Origin of the sequence: Caproiciproducens galactitolivorans, assembly GCF_004768785.1 — a bacterium.
Lineage (GTDB): Bacteria > Bacillota > Clostridia > Oscillospirales > Acutalibacteraceae > Caproiciproducens > Caproiciproducens galactitolivorans.
The window spans coordinates 59,618-79,010 of the sequence record NZ_SRMQ01000005.1 but is presented as its reverse complement, the minus strand read 5'-3'; the positions used below and the strand labels follow the sequence as shown (position 1 = coordinate 79,010).

The window sequence follows — 19,393 nt, the reverse complement described above, 5'->3', positions numbered from 1 at the left end:
CAGCTTTATACAAATGAATATTTTTTATGTAAATTATATTATGTAAACCAAGTGAATAAAAATACAAGCCTATGCATTGTGATAGGAACATGTATTTTATGGTTTGATCAGGCTTCCGCTAATGCCGCCTGAATCATAATCGAGCACTCCAGCCGCTTTTTCTCAAGCTCGCAAGAGATTTTGTGCGCCTTATGAATATCCCCTTCGTATTGCTGGTTATTTGCATTGCATCCGCCGCTGCAATAGAATTTCGCCCAGCAGTTTTTACATTCCGGTTTAGAATAGATATTGGCAAGCGCAAACGTATGCTTTATGGCTTCGTCGAATGTACCGTCCAACACATTGCCCATTTTAAAGCTGTCATCCCCAACGAACTGATGGCAGGGGAAAATGTCCCCTTCGGGCGTAACGGCTATGTATTCGTTGCCGCAGCTGCAGCCGCGCAGGCGTTTAACGGCGCATGGGCCCTGGTTCAGGTCAATCATGAAATGGAAGAAATGAAAGTCCTTCCCTGCTTTTTTCCGCTCTATAATTACTTTGGATAAGCGCTCATATTCTTCGAAAACGCGCGGCAGATCCTCTTCTTTTATGGAATAGTCAAGCTTTTCGTCGGAAACAACCGGCTCAATGGAAATCTGTTCAAAGCCAAGCTCCGCCATATGGAGCACATCTTCAGTAAAATCAAGATTGTGCTTTGTAAATGTGCCGCGTGCGTAATAGTCCTTGTCCCCGCGCGAAGCAACCAGCTTTTGGAATTTGGGTACAATTGTATCGTAGCTTCCCGAACCGTCTGCACGTACGCGCAGCAAGTCGTTCACACTCTTCCTGCCGTCAATCGACAGCACGCAGTTCGACATCTCTTTATTAATATAATCAATTTTATCATCTGTTAAAAGAATTCCGTTGGTTGTAATCGTAAAGCGGAAGTTTTTATTATGTTCCTTCTCAATTCCACGGGCATAGGCTACGATCTGCTTAACGACTTCGAAATTCATCAGCGGTTCGCCGCCGAAAAAATCCACCTCCAGATTATGCCTGCCCTCTGATTTTTCAATCAGGAAATCGATTGCTTTTTTACCGACCTCAAAGGGCATCAGCATTCGTCCCCGGCCAAAGTCGCCCTTAGCCGCAAAGCAGTACTCGCACCGAAGATTACAGTCATGCGCAACATTCAGACACATGGACTTCAGCGGGGCGTCTTTCATCATCCCCGCAAATTTTTCGTACTCATCCGGAGAAAAAAGCTGCCCCAGGCGGTACAGCTCCTTCAGCTCGTCATACGCTTCTTCGACAGTTTTCCGATCATATTTTCTGCACAGAGCGTCCAGCATATCCTGCGGCGCTTGATCCGGAACATCGTCCTGTAAATAATCTAGCATGGCAAAAGGTACCTCGTCAAAAAGGTGCACCGCGCCGCTGTTGGTATCCAGCACAATGTTGAATCCATTTAGGGAATACTTGTGAATCATGATATACTCCGTTTAACACAAAATTTAAGGGACAGATTTCTGTCCCTTAGTGGTGATCTCGTTATTTGTTATCTATCGGCATTCTCGCACTTTTGATTTGCAACTGTGCAGGAAGTTTTGCAAGCCGACTGGCAGGACGCCTGGCACTCACCGCAGCCGCCCTTTGCTGCACTCTCTTTCAAATTGGCTTTATTCAAAGTCTTAATCTGCTTCATTCTTAAAAACCTCCGTTTCCTCTGTAAACTTTTTCAAAAACCTTAGCTATTATATCACACGATAATTCATAAGAAAAGGGTTTATTTTACTTTCGATTTTTTGTTAACCCCAAGTAAGCCGCCAATTGCGCCGGAAAGAATCATTACGATCATCCGCATGCCCGCCGTAAAGGAAACCGGTTCGTTCGACGCGACCAGTCCGGCGATCAGATACAGAATAAAAAGCAGCAGCCCGGACAGGGCGCCGTAAGCCAAACCCCGTTTACGGGAAACCTTCGCGGTCAAAAATCCGGCCGCAAAAGCCGCCAATACGGAAAGTGCGATCATCATGGGAGAAATCACATTATGGGAAAAGTTCCCCGCCGATACAAACCCTAACGCGGCAAGACCCAACAGGATCGCGCTGAGCAAAGCTCCGGTTACGGAACCGATCACAATGGCCTTTATCGCTTCCAGAATCGGATTTCCTGCTGTATGCTTTTTACCCTTCATATCCTGCGCCCCCTCCATAATCTAGTAATAGATATTCAGGGCGCGGCGAAGATATACTAATTATTCCGCTTCTTCACGCGCATTATCAATGCTGCCGATTGCCCAGCGGCGGATACGCATTTTCGCGCGGTCGGAACCGGTTTCGATGATAAGACTGTCATCTTCTTTAATTCCTACGACGCGGCCGACAATGCCGCCGATGGTTGTAATCTCGTCCCCGACCTGCACACTTTTGCGCATTTTATCTTCATTCTTCTTTTTCTTGGACTGCGGCCGTATTAAGAAGAAGTAAAAACCGGCAAAAATTGCAATATACAGGATAACAATAATCCAGTTGCTTGATTCTGATGCGTTCATTGAACACTACACCTCCATGTTAATGTTTTGATTATACCAATATTTCAGACATGTTGCAAGGTTTTTTAGATTCTGGTGTCCAATTTGCGTATATTGTTGTTATAGAATTCCTGAAAATTCCCCTCGTCCAAGGATTTTCGGATTCGTTCCAGAAGCGTATTGTAAAAATAGATGTTGTGCGTCACACAAAGCCGCATAGCAAGCATTTCGCCGCTCTTGAACAGATGGTGGATATACGCGCGGGAAAAATCACGGCAAGTCGGACAGTCACAGGATTCATCCAGCGGCGCTTCGTCCAGCGTATACTTCGCGTTAAACAGGTTGCGGCAACCTTCCCATGTGAAAACATGACCGTGGCGCGCGTTGCGGGACGGCATTACGCAGTCGAAAATATCAACCCCCCGCTTAACTGCTTCCAAGATATTCTCGGGGGTGCCGACGCCCATTAAGTAGCGGGGCTTGTCCTTCGGCATTTCCGGTTCCACCGCTTCAATGATGCAGTACATTTCTTCGGTGCTCTCCCCTACCGCAAGCCCGCCGATGGCGTAGCCGTCAAGGTCAAGCTCCCGAATCTGACGCATATTTTCAATACGCAGGTCCTCATACGTGCTCCCCTGGTTAATTCCCCACAGCATTTGCTTTCGGTTGATGGTATCGGGCAGCGAATTCAGCCTGTCCATCTCCGCCTTGCAGCGGTAGAGCCACCGGACCGTCCTTTGGCAGGATTTCCGCGCATAGTCGTATTCCGCGGGATTTTCTACGCATTCATCAAAGGCCATCGCAATTGTGGAAGCAAGATTTGACTGAATCCGCATGCTTTCTTCCGGGCCCATAAAAATCCTGTGGCCGTCGATATGCGAGGCGAACGTAACGCCTTCTTCCTGAATATTCCGCAGTTTGGCAAGCGAAAAGACCTGAAACCCTCCGCTGTCGGTAAGGATGGGGCCGTCCCATCGGGTAAAACGGTGCAGGCCGCCGAGTTTTTTTACCGTTTCATCGCCGGGCCTCAGGTGCAGATGGTAGGTATTGCAAAGCTGTACCTGACATTTCAATTCTTTTAAATCCAATGCGGAAAGGCCGCCTTTGATCGCGCCGCAGGTTGCCACATTCATAAACGCTGGTGTCTGTACGGTGCCGTGCGGGGTAACCAATTCTCCCCTGCGGGCTGTTCCTTCATTCCGGATTAATTTATACATTCCATATCCGCCTTTCAATAGATAAACATTGCGTCGCCAAAGCTGAAAAACCGGTATTTTTCTTGCACGGCAACTTTATATGCGTTCATGATATGGTCGTACCCCGCAAAAGCGGAGACAAGCATGATCAGTGTACTTTCCGGAAGATGGAAATTGGTGATCAGGCCGTCAAGTACTTTATATTGGTATCCGGGGTAAATAAAAATATCTGTCCAGCCAGAGCTTTCCTTAATGCAGCCTTCCTTTGTCCCAACCGTTTCCAAAGTGCGGCAACTCGTGGTTCCAACCGCAATCACCCGGCCGCCGTTCTTTTTTGTTGCATTAATGCAGTCTGCCGTTTCCTTGGGCAGGTAGTAATGCTCGGAATGCATTTTATGATCAACAACCCTTTCAGCGGTTACGGGACGAAAGGTGCCAAGGCCGACATGCAGGGTTACAAAGGCAACCTTTACGCCTTTCTGCTTCACCCTTTCCAGCAATTCAGGCGTAAAATGCAGCCCGGCGGTCGGCGCGGCAGCAGAACCGATTTCTTTGGAATAAACCGTCTGGTAGCGTTCGTTGTTTTCCAAAGGCTTTGTAATATAGTGAGGAAGCGGCATTTGCCCGATTTTATCAAGGATTTCATAGAAATTCCCGTCATAAATAAAACGGGCAAGACGGTTCCCGTCTTCAATGATTTCCAGCACTTCTGCTTTTAAAAGGTCGTCGCCGAAAGAAAAGCGAGTTCCCGGTTTGGCCCGTTTTCCGGGACCGCAGAGGACTTCCCATACGTCCCCTTCCCGGTGTGTTAAAAGCAAAAATTCCACTTTTGCGCCTGTGTCCTCTTTTACTCCGTAAAGCCTCGCGGGTAAAACACGGGAATCATTTAAAACAAGGCAGTCGCCGGGATTCAAACAGTCGATAATATCGTAAAAATGTTTATGGGATATTTCACCCGTCTTCCTATTTAAGGTTAAAAGGCGGGAGGAATCGCGCGGTTCCAAAGGCGTCTGGGCGATCAGTTCCTTCGGAAGATCATAATAAAAATCTTTTGTCTGTAAATTTTGCAAATCCAATTCCATTTTTTAATCTCCTACTTATTATATTACAAATGTTTATTATAAATAAATTGACAAGTAATAGCAAGTCATGCTATTATTAATTAAATTATTGTTATAAGATAGAGGCGCGAATTTAAAGAGTAGCGGGACGGAAGCTGCCAGAGCTGTTGATTTTCCGTGAAAGGTAAACTCGCCGAAGGGGATTTCAGGGCAGAAATTCACCTGGTTGCTATTGTGAATAACATTGCAACTGTCATCATGTTTTTGTGATGGAGCGCTATCGACAAGACCGGATTGTATGTTATGAATTTAGGCCGGTAAAAGTCGAATAGTTACATTATATTTTACTTGATGACCGGTTTTCAACCGGTTTTTTTAATATCATTCTATTTTTTCTAAGTTTTATCATATAATTACAGGAGGAACACCAATGAAACAGTATAGGGTAGGTATAATAGGTGCGACCGGCATGGTTGGTCAAAGATTTGCGACTTTACTTGAGAAGCATCCGTGGTTTACGGTTACCGCTCTCGCGGCCAGCTCGCGTTCTGCCGGTAAAACATATAAAGAAGCAGTCGGCGATCATTGGTTGATGGCAACCCCCATGCCGAAGTCCATGGAAAACATGGTGATTTTGAACGCGGAGGAAGACGTGGAAAAGGTTGCGTCCTTAGTTGACTTTGTCTTCTGTGCCGTCAATATGAAAAAAGAGGAAATCAAAGCGCTGGAGGAAGCTTACGCAAAAGCAGAGTGCCCGGTTATGTCGAACAACAGCGCACACCGCATGACGCCCGACGTACCGATGATTATCCCCGAAATTAACGCCGACCACATAGCTGTTATTGACGCTCAGCGCAAAAGGCTGGGAACAAAACGCGGCTTCATCGCCGTAAAATCAAACTGCTCGTTGCAAAGCTATGTTCCTGCAATCCACCCATTAATGGATCGAAATGTTACCAAAGTACTTGCCTGTACCTATCAAGCGATTTCCGGTGCAGGAAAAACCTTCCAGACATGGCCGGAAAGCGTGGATAACGTGATTCCCTTTATCGGCGGTGAAGAAGGAAAATCTGAAAATGAGCCGCTCAAAATCTGGGGCCACGTGGAAAACGGCGTAATTGTAAACGCCTCTTCCCCCTGCATTACCTCACAGTGCCTGCGCGTGCCGGTTTCCGACGGACACACGGCTGCGGTGTTTGTTTCCTTCGACAAAAAGCTGGAAATGGAAGAAATTATTTCAAGATGGGAAAATTACAAGGGTGTTCCGCAAGAGCTTCAGCTTCCAAGCGCGCCAAAGCAGTTCCTACATTATTTCCGCGAGGAAGACCGTCCGCAATCCAAGCTTGACCGCAACCTGGAAAATGGCATGGCTGTTTCCATCGGGCGGCTGCGTCCGGACACGCAATACGACATCAAGTTCGTATGCCTCTCCCATAATACGCTGCGTGGAGCGGCGGGTGGCGCTGTTTTAATGGCAGAGCTTCTTTGCGCAAAGGGCTATCTTGATTAAACAATCCTTGCAAATATTAACAATCCTTGCGAATTTGGAGGTTATTTCATGAAAAAACTGATATTTGAGGGATCCGGTGTCGCGCTGGTCACGCCAATGAAGGACGACGGTTCCGTAGATTACGAAGTATTGGATGAATTGATTGAATTTCACATTGCAAACGGAACGGACGCAATCATTGCTTGCGGTACAACAGGAGAATGTGCGGTTCTAAGCCATGACGAGCATTGCGATGTTGTAAAGTTCATTATCGATAAGGTAAATAAAAGGATTCCGGTTATCGCAAGCTCCGGCAGCAATGATACCCGTTATGCGCTTGAGCTTTCCCGCTCTATGCAGGAGCTTGGCGCGGATGGGCTTCTGATGGTTACTCCTTATTACAACAAAACGTCTCAGGCCGGGCTTGTAAAGCATTACACTTATATTGCAGACCGGGTTGATCTTCCGATCATTGTTTACAACGTTCCGTCGCGCACCGGTTGCAATATCAAACCGGAAACCTATCTGGAGCTTTCCAAGCATCCTAATATCAACGCGACCAAAGAGGCCAACGGGGACATTTCCTCCGTCGCGCGCACAATTGCCCTTTGCGAGGACAATTTGCATGTTTACTCCGGAAACGACGACCAGACATTGCCGATGCTGGCTTTAGGTGGTAAGGGGGTCATTTCCGTGCTGGCAAATATCCTTCCCGGCGTTATGCACAAACTGTGCGCCGACTATTTCGCGGGCAATATTGCTTCCAGCCGCGACGCTTTTCTGAAGAATATCGAACTGATGCAGGCCATGTTTATGGATGTGAACCCGATTCCGGTAAAGGCGGCTATGAAGATACTCGGATTTAAGAGCGGCGACTGCCGTTTGCCGTTAACAGTTATGAGCGATGAGGCGCTTTTGAAACTGACCGCGATCATGAAAAAATATAATTTGGTAAAATAAAACACCTGTTCGGAGGAACGTTAAAATGACAAGGATAATTGTCGGCGGATGCAATGGGAAAATGGGCCGCGAAGTCGCTTCCTGCGCGGCCCAGCGAGATGATTGCGAAATCGTCGGCGGAATAGATATAAATACAGAAGTAAAACATGATTTTCCGGTATTCGCAAAACCAGCGGATATTAACGTGGATGTGGACGTAATTATTGATTTTTCAAATCCGGCGCTCCTGTCCTCTCTTCTCCAATTTGCACAGATTCACAAAACGCCGCTCGTCCTGTGTACAACCGGCTATAACAACGCACAGGTGGAAGCGCTGAAACGTGTGTCCGCAGAGGTTCCTGTATTCTATTCAGGCAATATGTCGCTCGGAGTGAATTTGCTCATTGAACTTTCCAAAATGGCAGCGAAAGCTTTGGGCGGCCGGTTTGATATTGAAATCGTTGAAAAACACCATAACCAGAAAATCGACGCCCCGAGCGGTACCGCGTTAATGATTGCCGATGGGATTTCCTCCGTTTTAAAAGAAAACACGCATTATATGTACGACCGGCATTCACAGCGCAAAAAGAGGGATCCCTCGGAAATCGGGATTCATTCCATCCGCGGAGGAACGATTGTCGGTGAACACGAAGTGATTTTTGCCGGGGATCAGGAGATTATCACACTATCGCATTCGGCCCAATCCAAGGGCATTTTTGCGGCGGGCGCGGTCAACGCAGCCGTTTATTTGGTCGGTAAGCCCGCAGGACTTTATAATATGTCTGATTTACTGAAAAAGGAGGGTTCCTCATGAATTTAGAGCCGGTTATTACCACCGTCAATGACATTACACTAGTCACCCTGCAGAATTGCCCGTCGGAATTTTCCTTTATAGCGGATTTGTTCCAAAAAATTTCGGACTGCGGCGTAAATGTGGATATGATTTCGCTTGCCCCGACACAAGGAGCGTTCACATCCATTTCCTTTACGATTTCCGATAATGACTTGGATAAAATCCTGTCTTTTACATCCAATTTGCGCGATACTTCCAATATTAAAACGATTGTAAGCAGCGGTAACTGTAAAATATCCGTTTATGATCAGAAAATGAAGGAAACCCCCGGCGTGGCCGCGAAGGTGTTCGATGCCGCCGCAAAAATCGATACGGATATTCGCTTGATTACAACGTCTGAGGTGGATATTTCCCTGCTGATTACCGCAGCAGATTTTGACCAGACTCTTCATGAAATCGAAAAGGTCATGCATATTACTAAATAAAAACAGCCTGCAAAATGCAGGCTGTTTTTATTAGGAAAAGTAAACACCCAACGGGAACAAGTAGACGGCAAACAGAACGGCAAACAGGAGCAGTATAAACGCAAAAGCCCCCGAAAGCTCCAGAAACTGTATCCGGCGGTAGCTGCCGTTTTTCAGAAAACGGTACCAAACAATGCATAAGAGGGTTCCCGCTGCGGACAGGAGCAAACCGGTCTTAAAACCAGTCGGAAGATAGGAAAGAACAATCTGGTTCTCCCCTTTTTGCAGCTTCACAGCCATCCAAGAACCCAACACACGCTGAATTTCCGTATTTTTATGATTTACCTCCGCAGTAAAACCGGCATCGTCGGTAATCGGCAGAAAAAGCCAGGAATGATCGTCGTTTGCGGTTGCAGTTCCGACAATTTGATTCCCGTATTGCTTCAGTTGTGCCGCCGTGGTTCTGCCGACCGCCTGTTTTAACACATCGTCCTTTAATCCGGAAAGGCCAAAGGACTTCGCGTCAACTTCTTTTAATACTTCGATTACCACTTCCACCATTTCATCTTGGAAGGTTCCGAGCGCCAAAAGGCCATTGTTCGGCTGACTGGGGTAATTTTCCTCAACCAGCTTCCCGTTTACAAAAACATTGAAGCTAGAATTGATATGCTCAATCAAATTATTGGAAAGCTTGTCGAAGCAGTCAAAATATAAGGTTTGTTTCTCTTTGACCGGAATGCGGTAAATCAGCATGCCGGCCTTACTGTTGTCCTGAAATGTCAGGCTGTATCGATTCTTATTGTATTGATATTCGATGTTCGTTTTGACCGACGGTTGGTAATTTACAAAAAGCTTTTCATTGGTATGAAAAACGGATTGGAAAATTGTTTGCTGAAGGTTCAGCCGGGAAGTGTCCGGCAATTTTTTCAGGGTTTCTATTGAATTGGAATCCATTACAAATCCAACCGGGAGCGTCATCTCATTTTTTACGATTACGTACTTATCATTTTCATACACGATGTCACTCATCCCCTGTAAATCGATAGGTTGAAAAATCGTGTATTTATTTCCTAAAATCGCATCCGTCAGCTTTGTTCCCCCGTTTGAATTTACTTCCATCCAATAAGAGGAGTAGCCCAGCTTTTTCATCGTATACAGGAAGCTTTCGTTTGTCAGCGATGTATAATGGCTTAGTGTATTATACCCTATCCCGCCGACAAGATTAACGTCAAAGTACTTTTTCTCTGTTTTTACGCGGTAAAGTGTGTCATCCTGAATTTTGCCGTCCAGATCAATAACCGGCAGAGCGTTTCTTTCGCTGTGTGCGGCGGAGGCGATATAAACGCTGGAATGAAAAACCGCTTCAAGCAGCACAAGCATGCAAAGCAACACGGAAAAGGCCGTCTTGCTGATCTGCCGGTAACGGTAAAGAAGGAGCAGGACGAGGTATGCGAGCGCCGCCGTAAGGAAAAATGCGAGCAGCAAGCGCAGGCTTTCACTATTCCCCCATAGGGTTCTAGTATAAACCGTGACCGTGTGATAATCCTTGTAAAGGATCAGACATTCCGCGATAAATACGGCCGCGACCGCCAGCATGGCGCCAAACAAGGGAAGCATGCGGCTATGGGAAAAACGGATATCCTCATTGATACCGGATATAACGGCAGCAAGCAGGATCAGACCGAAAAAAACGGTTATATATCCGTAACGCACAGGAAAGGCCTGATAGTTGCCCGTATGCCACATTTTATTGATCGGTTCAATAAAGACAGGAGTCATCATAAGCAGGAAAATATAAAAGGAGAAAGCCGCAGTTTCCGTCTGCTTCTTTACAAACAGAAGATACATTACTACCGCTGAAAACACGGCGCTTGTGCAAAGGATTACCACCAGAGTTGTGTCGAACCGGGTAAAGAAGGTTCCCACGCGGAGGCTGGTAAACAAATTCTCTGTCCTTGCAGATTGAACATACTGCATCAAAGCCGGAAGCCAGACGACAGCCGTAAGCAGCGCAACCAGCAGCGTGGAAATTTCAAACAGCAGCAGGATTTTTCTGCTGCGCTCCCGCGGTGCAAAAAAATAGATATATAGGCCAAAGGCGAGCACGAGAAAAATCGTGACCATATAACTCAAATAAAAATTAACCGTCAGCATGGCGGTATAGGAGAAAATGTAAAGCCCTACCCTTTCCTTCTGGATCAGCCTGTCCAGCCCGATTAAAAGAATCGGGAACAGATACATCATATCGAGCCATACGTGATTCTGGTAATAGAACATTGTATACCCGCAGAATGCATACATGACCGATAAGGCCGTGCTCTGCATCGGCGTGAGGTTTTTAAAACGGTACCTGAAAAAGATTTCCGCAGTAAGCGCGCATGTCATCATTTTCAAGAGGACAAGAATATTGACAAATTGGTAAATGCTTGCCTTGTCGACCAAAGCCACCAAAAATGTGAAAGGGCTGGAAATAAAAAAGAGAAAAACGCACCAGAAGTTCATGCCCCCGCAATTTTGCATGTTCAGGAACATATTTGCTTTGCCGGCTAAAATATCCTTAAAATCCAATAAAAACGGAATTACCTGCTGGTTCATATCGCACCAAGAAAGGGAATTCATTCCAAAGGGATACATCTGGCAAACACAAAATACGGACAGCATTAGAAGCATTACCGCTGCGGGCGCGGCCAGATAGTCGCATTTTCTCTTCATTCTGTGTTTTCCTCCGTACAATCAATACTCTTATTATAAGGAAAAAATTACATAAAATCAATCAAAAGGCCCGCACCTGGTTCCAGGCGCGGACCTGCTTCTTTTTTACTTGGATTCGAAATCAGTCAACCAGATTTACTTTATGAAAGATTTTCTTGCCTTTTTTAATAATAATATATTTCTTTTCAAAATCCTTGGAAGTCAATTTTGCTGTTGTTTCGGAAACTTTTTCATTATCTATAGAAATACCGCCCTGCGTAATCAGGCGTCTCCCCTCTCCCTTTGACGGAGCAAGCTTTGTTTTTACCAGAAGATCCAGAACACCGATTTCGCCATTTGTAAAATCTGCGGCGGTAAGATCGGTGGAAGGCATGTTATCCGTATTCTCACCGGAGCCGAACAGCGCGCGCGCGCCTTCCTGCGCCTTGTTCGCTTCTTCTTCGCCGTGAATCAGCTTGGTAACTTCATAGGCTAAGATTTCCTTCGCTTTATTCAGTTCACCGCCCTGCAGCTTTGCAAGCTCATTGATTTGTGACAGCGGCAGGAAAGTGAGGATTTTCAGGCACTTGATCACATCGGCGTCCCCGATATTGCGCCAGTACTGGTAAAAGTCGAACGGCGATGTCTTTTCTGGATCGAGCCAAACCGCACCCTTTTCCGTTTTGCCCATCTTCTTGCCTTCGCTGGTAGTCAGAAGGGTAAAGGTCATGCCGTAAGCTTCCTTGCCTTCCTTACGGCGGAGAAGCTCCACGCCGCCGATAATGTTGCTCCACTGATCATCCCCGCCGAGCTCCAACTGGCAGTTGTATCTGTGGTTCAATTCCAGGAAATCATAGCTCTGCATAATCATATAGTTCAGTTCAAAGAAAGAGAGACCCCTTTCCATGCGCTGTTTGTAGCATTCTGCGGCAAGCATGCGGTTTACGGAGAAATGCACGCCAATATCGCGTAAGAATTCGATATAATTCAAATTCAACAGCCAGTCTCCGTTGTTTGCCATAATTGCTTTGCCATCGGAAAAATCGATCAGTCGGGACATCTGCTTTTGGAAACATTCGATATTATGGTCGATTTCCTCTTTTGTCAGCATTTTTCGCATATCGGATTTTCCGGACGGGTCGCCGATCATGCCGGTTCCGCCGCCGAACAAGGCAATCGGCGTATGCCCGGCGCGCTGCATATGGGCCATGACCATTATCTGCACGAAATGGCCGACATGAAGGCTGTCCGCCGTCGGGTCAAAACCGATGTAAAAGGTCGTTTTGTGATTGTCAAGAAGATCCCGAATTTTCTCCTCGTCCGTCATTTGGGCAATTAAGCCCCTCTCTCTGAGTTCTTCAAATACTCCCATGTTTTTTCCTCCATTTTTCTTCAGGGGGTAAAAAAACACCCCCTGCTTATTTGCAGAGGGCGGAAATAACCGCGGTACCACCTCAGTTCGCCGCAGCTTCACAGATGCGGCCTCACGGGTACAAATAATACCCACGCGCTTGTAACGTGCGCTATCACGGCCGGACCTAATGGATACCGTTCAGCCCGGCAGCTCCGGGATGTATTTCGTCCGATTGACGCTCCTGCTTACACCACCCGCAGGCTCTCTTTGCCGTTTGGTCGGAGTACTTCTTCCCTTCATCGCTGTTAATATGCATTATATCGAATCAAATTGCTTCTGTCAAGCCTCATTCCTGTTTCTGCGCCATTTCAAGCATTTCTTCGGCATTCTGCAGCAGAAGCGGCGTAATCTGAGAGCCACCCATTATCCGTGCCAATTCCTGCTTTCTGCCTTCAAAATCCAATTCCGTTACATTGGTAAAGGTTTTATTATCCTTCACATGCTTTTTAATGAGATATTGTGTATTTGCCAAAGCGGCGATCTGAGGCAAATGCGTAACACAGATCACCTGACGGTTTCTGGAAACCTCGCGGAGCTTCAGCCCAACCTTTTGGGCGGCACTTCCGCTGACGCCAGTATCCACTTCGTCGAAAATCAGTGTATCAATATCGTCTTTATCGGCCAAAACCGTTTTAATTGCAAGCATAATACGCGACAGTTCGCCGCCGGAGGCAATTTTTGCAATCGGCTTTGCGGGTTCGCCCGGATTTGTCGATATTAAAAACTGCAGCTTGTCGCAGCCAAGAGAATTCAGTTCGCAGCGTTCCTGTTCCACCTTAAAATCAATGTTCGGCATATCAAGGAAGCACAATTCCTTTTTTACTTTCATAACAAAAGCATCCGCAGTCTTTTTACGGCAGGCCGAAATTTCCTCCGCATATTTTTCGGCCTGTGCTTTCCTTTCGTTATATTTCTTTGTCAATTGAGCCGTTCTTTCATCGGAAAGCTGAATATCCTCCATCTGCTTTTTGGAATTTTCAAGGAATGCAAGCATTTCCTCAACGGTACTGCCGTATTTCAACCCCAGCCGGTACAGAACATCCAGTCTTGTTTCTATTCTGTCAAGTTCACCCGGGTCATATTCCAGTCCGTCCGTTAGATTTCGGATTTCGTCGCCGCAGTCTTCCAGCTCATATTGAATATTCGTGATTCTTTCCGTTAGCTCATGGAGTTCCGGATAATATCGTTCCGCTTCGGCCAGAGCGCCCGCCGCGGCGGAAACAGCGGCCAAAGCACCTTCACTATTTTCATCCCCATGCAGAGCGACTTTTGCAGTATTGACCGAGTCCACAATCTTCTCCATATTCAAATATCTGGTCCGCGTCTGGTTCAGCTCCTCCTGCTCCCCGGCGCGCAGGTCGGCGGCTTCCAGTTCCTGTATTTGGTAAGCTAATAAGTCTATTTGCCTTGCTTTCTGCGCTTCATCCATTTGAGTGGAGTCCAGTTTCTTTTTGATTTCATTCATGGCTTCAAAAGCATCCTGATAGCTTTGGATGAGATCTTCCGGCACGCCCATCCGGTCAATATAGTGGATATGTAAATCGGGAGAAAGCAAATCGTAGCTTTCGTGCTGACCATGGATATTGATCAGAAACGGTCCGATTGCCTTTAAAACCGATACGGTTGCCGGGCGGCTGTTTATGCGGCAGACGGCTTTGCCGTCCATATGGAGTTCACGCTGGATCATGACGCTCCCGTCTTCCTCCGGCGCATACCCAAGCTCGTTCATCTGTCGTACTGCCTGTTCCCCTATATTCAAAAAAATCGCGGTGACATTGGCGGAATGAGCGCCGGTACGGATTAATTCGCGCGACGTTCTCACGCCAAGTATAGCGTTAATGGAATCGATCACAATGGATTTGCCCGCGCCGGTTTCACCCGTTAAGACATTCAATCCTTCATGAAAATCAATTCCGGTTTTTTCAATCACTGCAATATTTTCAATATAAAGCTGAGACAACATGCAATCACCCAACCATTTTTTTCAATTCGGCTACCATTTGCTGTGCCTGTTCTTCATTTTTTACAGCAATAAAGATTGTATCATCGCCCGCAAGAGTACCGATAATGTTCGGCAAGTGCATGGAGTCGATTGCCACGCAGACAGCCTGTGCCATACCGGTTAAGCACTTAACAATAACCATGTTACCGGCGAAATTAATCTGTACCGCAGAATCGGACAAAAGGGAATACAGCTTCGTGGGATAGTCCCTTGTATTCTCCTGCCCTACGGAATATTTATATTTCCCATCCGGGGACAATGTTTTAATCAGCCTTAATTCTTTTATATCGCGGGAGACCGTAGCCTGAGTTACTTCAAACCCATTCTCCCGCAGGCGTCGCAACAGTTCTTCCTGCGTATCAATCGTATAGGCATTGATCAGCTCAAGAATCTTTGCGTGTCGTCGTGCTTTCAAATCAAATTCTCCTTTCTGTTAATTTTTTATTAACAACCTCATAGAAATTGTTATCCTTTAATTTTATAATACCTGCCGAACGCTCGGAACGGCAAAAATCAATTTTTTGGTTATCCTCTATCTGAATAAAAGTGTCCCCGTCAATGGTAAGAAAAATCTCGCTGTTATAGTTGGAAGTAGCCGTAACGCTCAATTTTGCATCCGGACCGAAAACAACCGGTCGGGTTAACAGGGAATGAGGGCAAATCGGCGTAAGCAAAATACAGCAGATACTCGGATCGATGATCGGTCCGCCGGCGGAAAGAGAATAGGCGGTCGAGCCGGTAGGCGTCGAGACTATCAACCCGTCCGCACGGTAATTGCAAACATTCTTGCGGTTGAAATGCACGGTAAAATCCAATATTCTGGACAGCGCCCCCCGCGCGATTACCGCGTCATTTAATGCGTAATAGGTTTCTTTATGGCCGTTATTTTCAAGCCGGATTTCCAGAAGCATCCGGTTTTCGATTTCATAATCGCCATCGACCAAATCCTTCAGCCTGTCCAATTCATTCGTTTCCAATTCGGCCACAAATCCGAGCCGTCCAACATTAATGCCTAAAATCGGTTTTCCCGCCACCGCCGCATGTCTGGAACAATGAATAATCGTTCCGTCGCCGCCTACGGCAATCACCACGTCGCAGTCGAACATCATTTTGTCAAAATCATCGTAAAATGTGATCCTTGAATTTGCAAAACAACTTTTCAAATTCGAACGCATAAAGACTTCCGCCCCAAATTTATGAAGCTTATGAACGACCTCCAGTGTGTGGAGCTGAGCGTTATGTTTGCTTAAATTCGGAATGAGGGCTACTTTCAAATTAGTCACCACCACTTAATTGCTTATGCGACTCTTCCACGATCCCTTTTATATCCAATTCGACACTAGCCGGTTCGTCGGATTTTTGTAGAAAGATCAGATATTCAATATTTCCTTCCGGCCCTTTTATCGGTGAATACGTCAGCCCCAATATGGAAAAACCGTTTTCTAATACGAAATGGACGATCTTATCAATCACTTCTGTATGGACGCCTTTATCCCTTACAACGCCTTTTTTGCCGACCTTTCCGCGTCCCGCCTCGAATTGCGGTTTAATCAGGCAGACCGCCTGCGCATTCTCCGCCAGCAAGGCCCTTGCTGGCGGAAGGACGAGACAAAGCGAGATGAAAGAAACATCCACGCTGAAAAAGTCCACTTTATCCGGTACCTGTTCCGTCGTGATATACCGTACATTTGTGCGTTCCAAGTTAACTACCCTGGGATCGGTCCGCAGTTTCCACGCAAGCTGCCCGTAGCCTACGTCAATCGAATATACCTTTTTCGCTCCGTTTTGCAGCATGCAATCGGTAAAGCCTCCGGTAGAAGCCCCGATGTCCATCGCAATTTTCCCCTTCAAATCAATTGGGAAAACAGACAGCGCCTTTTCCAGCTTCCAGCCGCCCCGGCTGACGTAAGGCATCTTTTCTCCGCGGATTTCCACTTTCGTATCGATTGGCAACATTGTGCCCGGCTTGTCGAATTTTTGGTTATTTACATATACATTGCCCAACATAATCATGGCTTTTGCTTTTTCCCTGCTTTCAGCAAGTCCAAGGTCCAAAAGCAGACAGTCAAGCCTTTTTTTCTCTATCAATTTTTGCACTCCGTTAGAATCATATTTACCATGCCCTTGTCGTCAAGCCCAAGCGCGTTAAGCGACTGTAGCATAGTTGCATGCGGGACAAAATTGGTAATTGCCCGCAGAAAATATTTACCTTTATATCCAAATTTATTCAGCAGGTAGCTGAAATGCTCCCCAATTCCTCCATGCTGAATTCCTTCTTCGAAGAAAAAGACCATTTCTGCGTCTGCAGCACTTGCAACTGCGCCCGGGTCAACCGGTATAATCCGGTTCAGCTTAATAATTCGAACCGAAATCCCATGCTGTTTTAAATCGGAAATTGCTTTACATACAAAGGAAAACAATCTTCCATAGGTCACAATAACCGTTTTCGCATCCTTCTCTCCGTAAGTATCGAAGGACATTCCCGTACTTTCAAAGTCGTACGGCTTAAAAAAGGGTTTTCCTCTTGGATAGCGTACAGCAGAAATCCCTTCGCAATGATAGATTGCCAGATCAAGACTCTGGTACATTTCGTCATAATACGCAGGAGAAAACACCGTTATATTCGGAATTGTGTTTAAAAAGGCTACGTCAAAAATTCCCTGATGCGTTTCCCCGTCCTCGCCCACTATGCCCGCACGGTCAATGGCAAAAGTGAGCTTCACCTTTTGTATGGCGGCGTCGTGGATAATCTGGTCATAGCTGCGCTGCAAAAAGGTGGAATATACAGCAAAAACCGGGTGCATGCCCCCGGATGCGAGCCCGCCCGCAAAAGTCACCGCATGTTCTTCGGCAATCCCTGTGTCAAAAAAGCGTTCGGGAAACTGTTTTGCAAATCCAGTTAGCCCCGTCCCCATCTGCATGGCGGCCGTTATGGCACAAATGCGGCTGTCGTTTGCCGCCAAGGTGCAGAGATGGTTTCCGAATATACTGGAAAAGTTTTCGCCGGTGAATTGGGATTTCCCCGTTTTAATATCAAAACTTGCAATCCCGTGAAATGCTCCCGGATTTTGCTCCGCATAGGAATAACCTTTTCCTTTATGCGTCAGCACGTGCAAAAGCACCGGATGATCAATATTCTTTGCATTTTCCAGAACATCGATTAATTTTCCCAGATCATGTCCGTCAAAGGGGCCGTAATAGTAAAATCCCATGTCCTCAAAGATGGTGTTGTTATATAAAATCTGTTTTAATGCCATCTTCGTTTTGGAGAGAAAACGATGAATCGGTTTACCTAAATGTGGAAGACTGTCGACAGCATTCTCCACATTGCCCTTTACCCGAAAATATCCCGGTTTTGTGCGAATATGAGCCAAGTAGCGGGCAATGGAACCAACATTCCGGGATATAGACATCTTATTATCGTTTAAAATAACAATTAAATTCTTTTTAAAGCGCCCGGCATTGTTTAAGCCTTCATAGGCAAGGCCACCGGTCAGCGCGCCATCACCGATAACGGCGATCACATGACCGGGTTCGCCGGTCAGCATTTTTGCATTGGCAATGCCGAGTGCCGCAGAAATAGAAGTACTGCTGTGCCCCGCATTAAATGCATCATAAGGGCTTTCCTGGCGGTTGGGATACCCGGAAAGACCACCCTTTGTCCGGATTGTTGAAATGGCTTTTCGCCTGCCGGTCAGGATTTTATGCGTATAGGATTGATGCCCAACATCCCAAACAATTTTATCATATTCAGAATAAAACACCCGGTGCAACGCAACGGTCAATTCCACAACGCCCAGATTGGAAGCCAGATGCCCCCCGTTGTTGGAAACTGTTTTTATAATTTTTTCACGTATTTCCTTGCAGAGTTCATTTAGCTCGCTGATTGAAAAGTTTTGCAAATCTTTCGGAAAATTTATTTTTTCTAAAAGGTTGTCCATTCTAAAACCTCTTTGGACAGCACCCAAAAGCACGCTTATTTTAGCCAGTTTTGACTTTTGGCTGCTGTTACCGTGTTTTGAAGAAGCATTGCAATCGTCATCGGACCTACGCCACCTGGAACCGGTGTTATGTAGGAAGCCACTTTCTCTACATTTTCGTAATCAACGTCGCCACACAGTTTGCCGTTTTCATCACGGTCCATGCCGACGTCGATCACCGCAGCGCCGCGCTTTACCATATCTGCGGTTACAAACTTCGGTTTTCCAACCGCCGCGACAAGAATATCTGCGTTCCTGCAAATCTCCTTCAGATTTTTTGTTTTGCTGTGACAAATTGTCACCGTACCGTTATTATGAAGCAAAAGCATGGCCATCGGTTTACCGACAATATTGCTACGGCCGATTACAACGCAGTTCTTCCCTGCAATTTCAATATTCTCCGAGCGCAGAAGCTCAATAACACCCGCAGGGGTACAGGGCAGAAAATGATAATTTCCGATCATAATCCTGCCAACATTGGACGGGTGAAACGCGTCAACATCCTTGTCCGGATGAATCGCCTCCACTACTGCTTTCTCATCCAGACCATTCGGAAGGGGGGACTGAACCAGAATCCCGTGAATGTCTTTTTTCACATTCAGCTTTGCAACCAGCTCCATCAGTTCATCCTGTGAAGTGGCAGCGGGAAGCGCATATTCCTCGGAATAAATTCCAACCTGTGCACAAGCCTTTTTCTTGTTGTTGACATAAGTCCTTGATGCGGGATCATCCCCGACAATTACGACCGCAAGCCCGGGTGTAACGCCCTGTTTTTTCAGCTCTGCCACTTCAAAGGCTACCTTTGCGCGGACTTTTTCCGCAACTGCTTTTCCGTCAATCCGAATAGCCATT

The 19,393-nt window shown here is 46.4% G+C and carries 18 protein-coding genes, 1 riboswitch and 1 other annotated feature; of the genes, 4 read left to right on the top strand and 14 right to left on the bottom strand.

Going from position 1 to position 19,393, the window contains the following annotated elements:
- Positions 1-107: 107 nt before the first annotated feature.
- The 6 genes from scfB to queA all read right to left on the bottom strand — a co-directional run bounded on the left by scfB (position 108) and on the right by queA (position 4,790).
- The gene (gene scfB, locus CAGA_RS07025) at positions 108-1,469 is read right to left on the bottom strand and encodes a thioether cross-link-forming SCIFF peptide maturase (RefSeq protein WP_135659239.1); all 1,362 of its coding nucleotides are present in this window, start codon (positions 1,467-1,469) and stop codon (positions 108-110) included.
- Positions 1,470-1,537: 68 nt separating this feature from the next.
- The gene (gene scfA, locus CAGA_RS07020) at positions 1,538-1,684 is read right to left on the bottom strand and encodes a six-cysteine ranthipeptide SCIFF (RefSeq protein ID WP_135659237.1); all 147 of its coding nucleotides are present in this window, start codon (positions 1,682-1,684) and stop codon (positions 1,538-1,540) included.
- Positions 1,685-1,765: 81 nt separating this feature from the next.
- Positions 1,766-2,176 carry a TIGR04086 family membrane protein gene (locus CAGA_RS07015; RefSeq protein WP_167875180.1) on the bottom strand — a complete coding sequence of 137 codons (411 nt, stop codon included), beginning with the start codon at positions 2,174-2,176 and terminating at the stop codon, positions 1,766-1,768.
- A gap of 60 nt (positions 2,177-2,236) precedes the next feature.
- Positions 2,237-2,533: a preprotein translocase subunit YajC gene (yajC, locus tag CAGA_RS07010; protein ID WP_135659233.1), complete on the bottom strand. Its 297-nt coding sequence runs from the start codon at positions 2,531-2,533 to the stop codon at positions 2,237-2,239.
- A 65-nt stretch (positions 2,534-2,598) separates the two neighbouring features.
- Positions 2,599-3,729, bottom strand: a complete 1,131-nt coding sequence (gene tgt, locus CAGA_RS07005; RefSeq protein ID WP_135659231.1) for a tRNA guanosine(34) transglycosylase Tgt — start codon at positions 3,727-3,729, stop codon at positions 2,599-2,601.
- A 14-nt stretch (positions 3,730-3,743) separates the two neighbouring features.
- A complete protein-coding gene (queA, locus tag CAGA_RS07000; protein WP_135659229.1) occupies positions 3,744-4,790 on the bottom strand; it encodes a tRNA preQ1(34) S-adenosylmethionine ribosyltransferase-isomerase QueA in 1,047 nt (348 codons plus the stop codon).
- A gap of 91 nt (positions 4,791-4,881) precedes the next feature.
- A riboswitch (Lysine riboswitch) is annotated at positions 4,882-5,057 on the top strand.
- A 142-nt stretch (positions 5,058-5,199) separates the two neighbouring features.
- Between queA and asd the strand changes: the two genes are divergently transcribed.
- The 4 genes from asd to CAGA_RS06980 are packed head-to-tail and all read left to right on the top strand — an operon-like array spanning position 5,200 to position 8,475.
- Entirely contained in the window at positions 5,200-6,279 is a 1,080-nt protein-coding gene (gene asd / locus CAGA_RS06995) for an aspartate-semialdehyde dehydrogenase (protein ID WP_135659227.1), read from the top strand.
- Between the two features lie 48 nt (positions 6,280-6,327).
- Positions 6,328-7,218: a 4-hydroxy-tetrahydrodipicolinate synthase gene (gene dapA / locus CAGA_RS06990; protein ID WP_135659225.1), complete on the top strand. Its 891-nt coding sequence runs from the start codon at positions 6,328-6,330 to the stop codon at positions 7,216-7,218.
- A 25-nt stretch (positions 7,219-7,243) separates the two neighbouring features.
- Positions 7,244-8,011, top strand: a complete 768-nt coding sequence (gene dapB / locus CAGA_RS06985) for a 4-hydroxy-tetrahydrodipicolinate reductase (RefSeq protein WP_135659223.1) — start codon at positions 7,244-7,246, stop codon at positions 8,009-8,011.
- Positions 8,008-8,475 carry an ACT domain-containing protein gene (locus CAGA_RS06980; protein WP_135659221.1) on the top strand — a complete coding sequence of 156 codons (468 nt, stop codon included), beginning with the start codon at positions 8,008-8,010 and terminating at the stop codon, positions 8,473-8,475. The genes dapB and CAGA_RS06980 overlap by 4 nt, the downstream gene beginning before the upstream one ends.
- Positions 8,476-8,505: 30 nt before the next feature.
- On the opposite strand, the gene CAGA_RS06975 is transcribed toward CAGA_RS06980, so the two are convergent.
- The 8 genes from CAGA_RS06975 to folD form a co-directional block, all read right to left on the bottom strand.
- On the bottom strand, positions 8,506-11,166 hold the full coding sequence (locus CAGA_RS06975; protein ID WP_135659220.1) for a YfhO family protein: 2,661 nt from the start codon (positions 11,164-11,166) through the stop codon (positions 8,506-8,508).
- Positions 11,167-11,287: 121 nt separating this feature from the next.
- On the bottom strand, positions 11,288-12,517 hold the full coding sequence (tyrS, locus tag CAGA_RS06970; protein WP_135659218.1) for a tyrosine--tRNA ligase: 1,230 nt from the start codon (positions 12,515-12,517) through the stop codon (positions 11,288-11,290).
- Positions 12,518-12,569: 52 nt separating this feature from the next.
- Positions 12,570-12,808 (bottom strand) — a binding site (T-box leader).
- A 37-nt stretch (positions 12,809-12,845) separates the two neighbouring features.
- Positions 12,846-14,522: a DNA repair protein RecN gene (gene recN, locus CAGA_RS06965; protein WP_135659216.1), complete on the bottom strand. Its 1,677-nt coding sequence runs from the start codon at positions 14,520-14,522 to the stop codon at positions 12,846-12,848.
- 4 nt (positions 14,523-14,526) lie between these two features.
- Positions 14,527-14,976, bottom strand: a complete 450-nt coding sequence (locus CAGA_RS06960) for an arginine repressor (protein WP_135659214.1) — start codon at positions 14,974-14,976, stop codon at positions 14,527-14,529.
- A gap of 1 nt (position 14,977) precedes the next feature.
- On the bottom strand, positions 14,978-15,844 hold the full coding sequence (locus CAGA_RS06955; protein WP_413814394.1) for an NAD(+)/NADH kinase: 867 nt from the start codon (positions 15,842-15,844) through the stop codon (positions 14,978-14,980).
- Entirely contained in the window at positions 15,837-16,649 is an 813-nt protein-coding gene (locus CAGA_RS06950) for a TlyA family RNA methyltransferase (RefSeq protein WP_135659209.1), read from the bottom strand. Before CAGA_RS06950 ends, CAGA_RS06955 begins: the two co-directional genes overlap by 8 nt.
- On the bottom strand, positions 16,646-18,502 hold the full coding sequence (gene dxs / locus CAGA_RS06945) for a 1-deoxy-D-xylulose-5-phosphate synthase (protein WP_135659206.1): 1,857 nt from the start codon (positions 18,500-18,502) through the stop codon (positions 16,646-16,648). The genes CAGA_RS06950 and dxs overlap by 4 nt, the downstream gene beginning before the upstream one ends.
- Before the next feature lie 35 nt (positions 18,503-18,537).
- Positions 18,538-19,392, bottom strand: coding sequence for a bifunctional methylenetetrahydrofolate dehydrogenase/methenyltetrahydrofolate cyclohydrolase FolD (folD, locus tag CAGA_RS06940; protein WP_135659204.1), 855 nt, complete (start codon positions 19,390-19,392; stop codon positions 18,538-18,540).
- Position 19,393: the final 1 nt, after the last annotated feature.

Excerpts from the sequence above, each read along its gene's own strand:
- CAGA_RS07015 (WP_167875180.1), bottom strand. The coding sequence starts at position 2,176 with ATGAAGGGTAAAAAGCATACAGCAGGAAATCCGATTCTGGAAGCGATA.
- tgt (WP_135659231.1), bottom strand. The coding sequence starts at position 3,729 with ATGTATAAATTAATCCGGAATGAAGGAACAGCCCGCAGGGGAGAATTG.
- tyrS (WP_135659218.1), bottom strand. The coding sequence starts at position 12,517 with ATGGGAGTATTTGAAGAACTCAGAGAGAGGGGCTTAATTGCCCAAATG.
- scfA (WP_135659237.1), bottom strand. The coding sequence starts at position 1,684 with ATGAAGCAGATTAAGACTTTGAATAAAGCCAATTTGAAAGAGAGTGCA.
- scfB (WP_135659239.1), bottom strand. The coding sequence starts at position 1,469 with ATGATTCACAAGTATTCCCTAAATGGATTCAACATTGTGCTGGATACC.
- folD (WP_135659204.1), bottom strand. The coding sequence starts at position 19,392 with ATGGCTATTCGGATTGACGGAAAAGCAGTTGCGGAAAAAGTCCGCGCA.
- CAGA_RS06975 (WP_135659220.1), bottom strand. The coding sequence starts at position 11,166 with ATGAAGAGAAAATGCGACTATCTGGCCGCGCCCGCAGCGGTAATGCTT.
- queA (WP_135659229.1), bottom strand. The coding sequence starts at position 4,790 with ATGGAATTGGATTTGCAAAATTTACAGACAAAAGATTTTTATTATGAT.
- asd (WP_135659227.1), top strand. The coding sequence starts at position 5,200 with ATGAAACAGTATAGGGTAGGTATAATAGGTGCGACCGGCATGGTTGGT.
- recN (WP_135659216.1), bottom strand. The coding sequence starts at position 14,522 with ATGTTGTCTCAGCTTTATATTGAAAATATTGCAGTGATTGAAAAAACC.
- dapB (WP_135659223.1), top strand. The coding sequence starts at position 7,244 with ATGACAAGGATAATTGTCGGCGGATGCAATGGGAAAATGGGCCGCGAA.
- yajC (WP_135659233.1), bottom strand. The coding sequence starts at position 2,533 with ATGAACGCATCAGAATCAAGCAACTGGATTATTGTTATCCTGTATATT.
- dxs (WP_135659206.1), bottom strand. The coding sequence starts at position 18,502 with ATGGACAACCTTTTAGAAAAAATAAATTTTCCGAAAGATTTGCAAAAC.
- CAGA_RS06980 (WP_135659221.1), top strand. The coding sequence starts at position 8,008 with ATGAATTTAGAGCCGGTTATTACCACCGTCAATGACATTACACTAGTC.
- dapA (WP_135659225.1), top strand. The coding sequence starts at position 6,328 with ATGAAAAAACTGATATTTGAGGGATCCGGTGTCGCGCTGGTCACGCCA.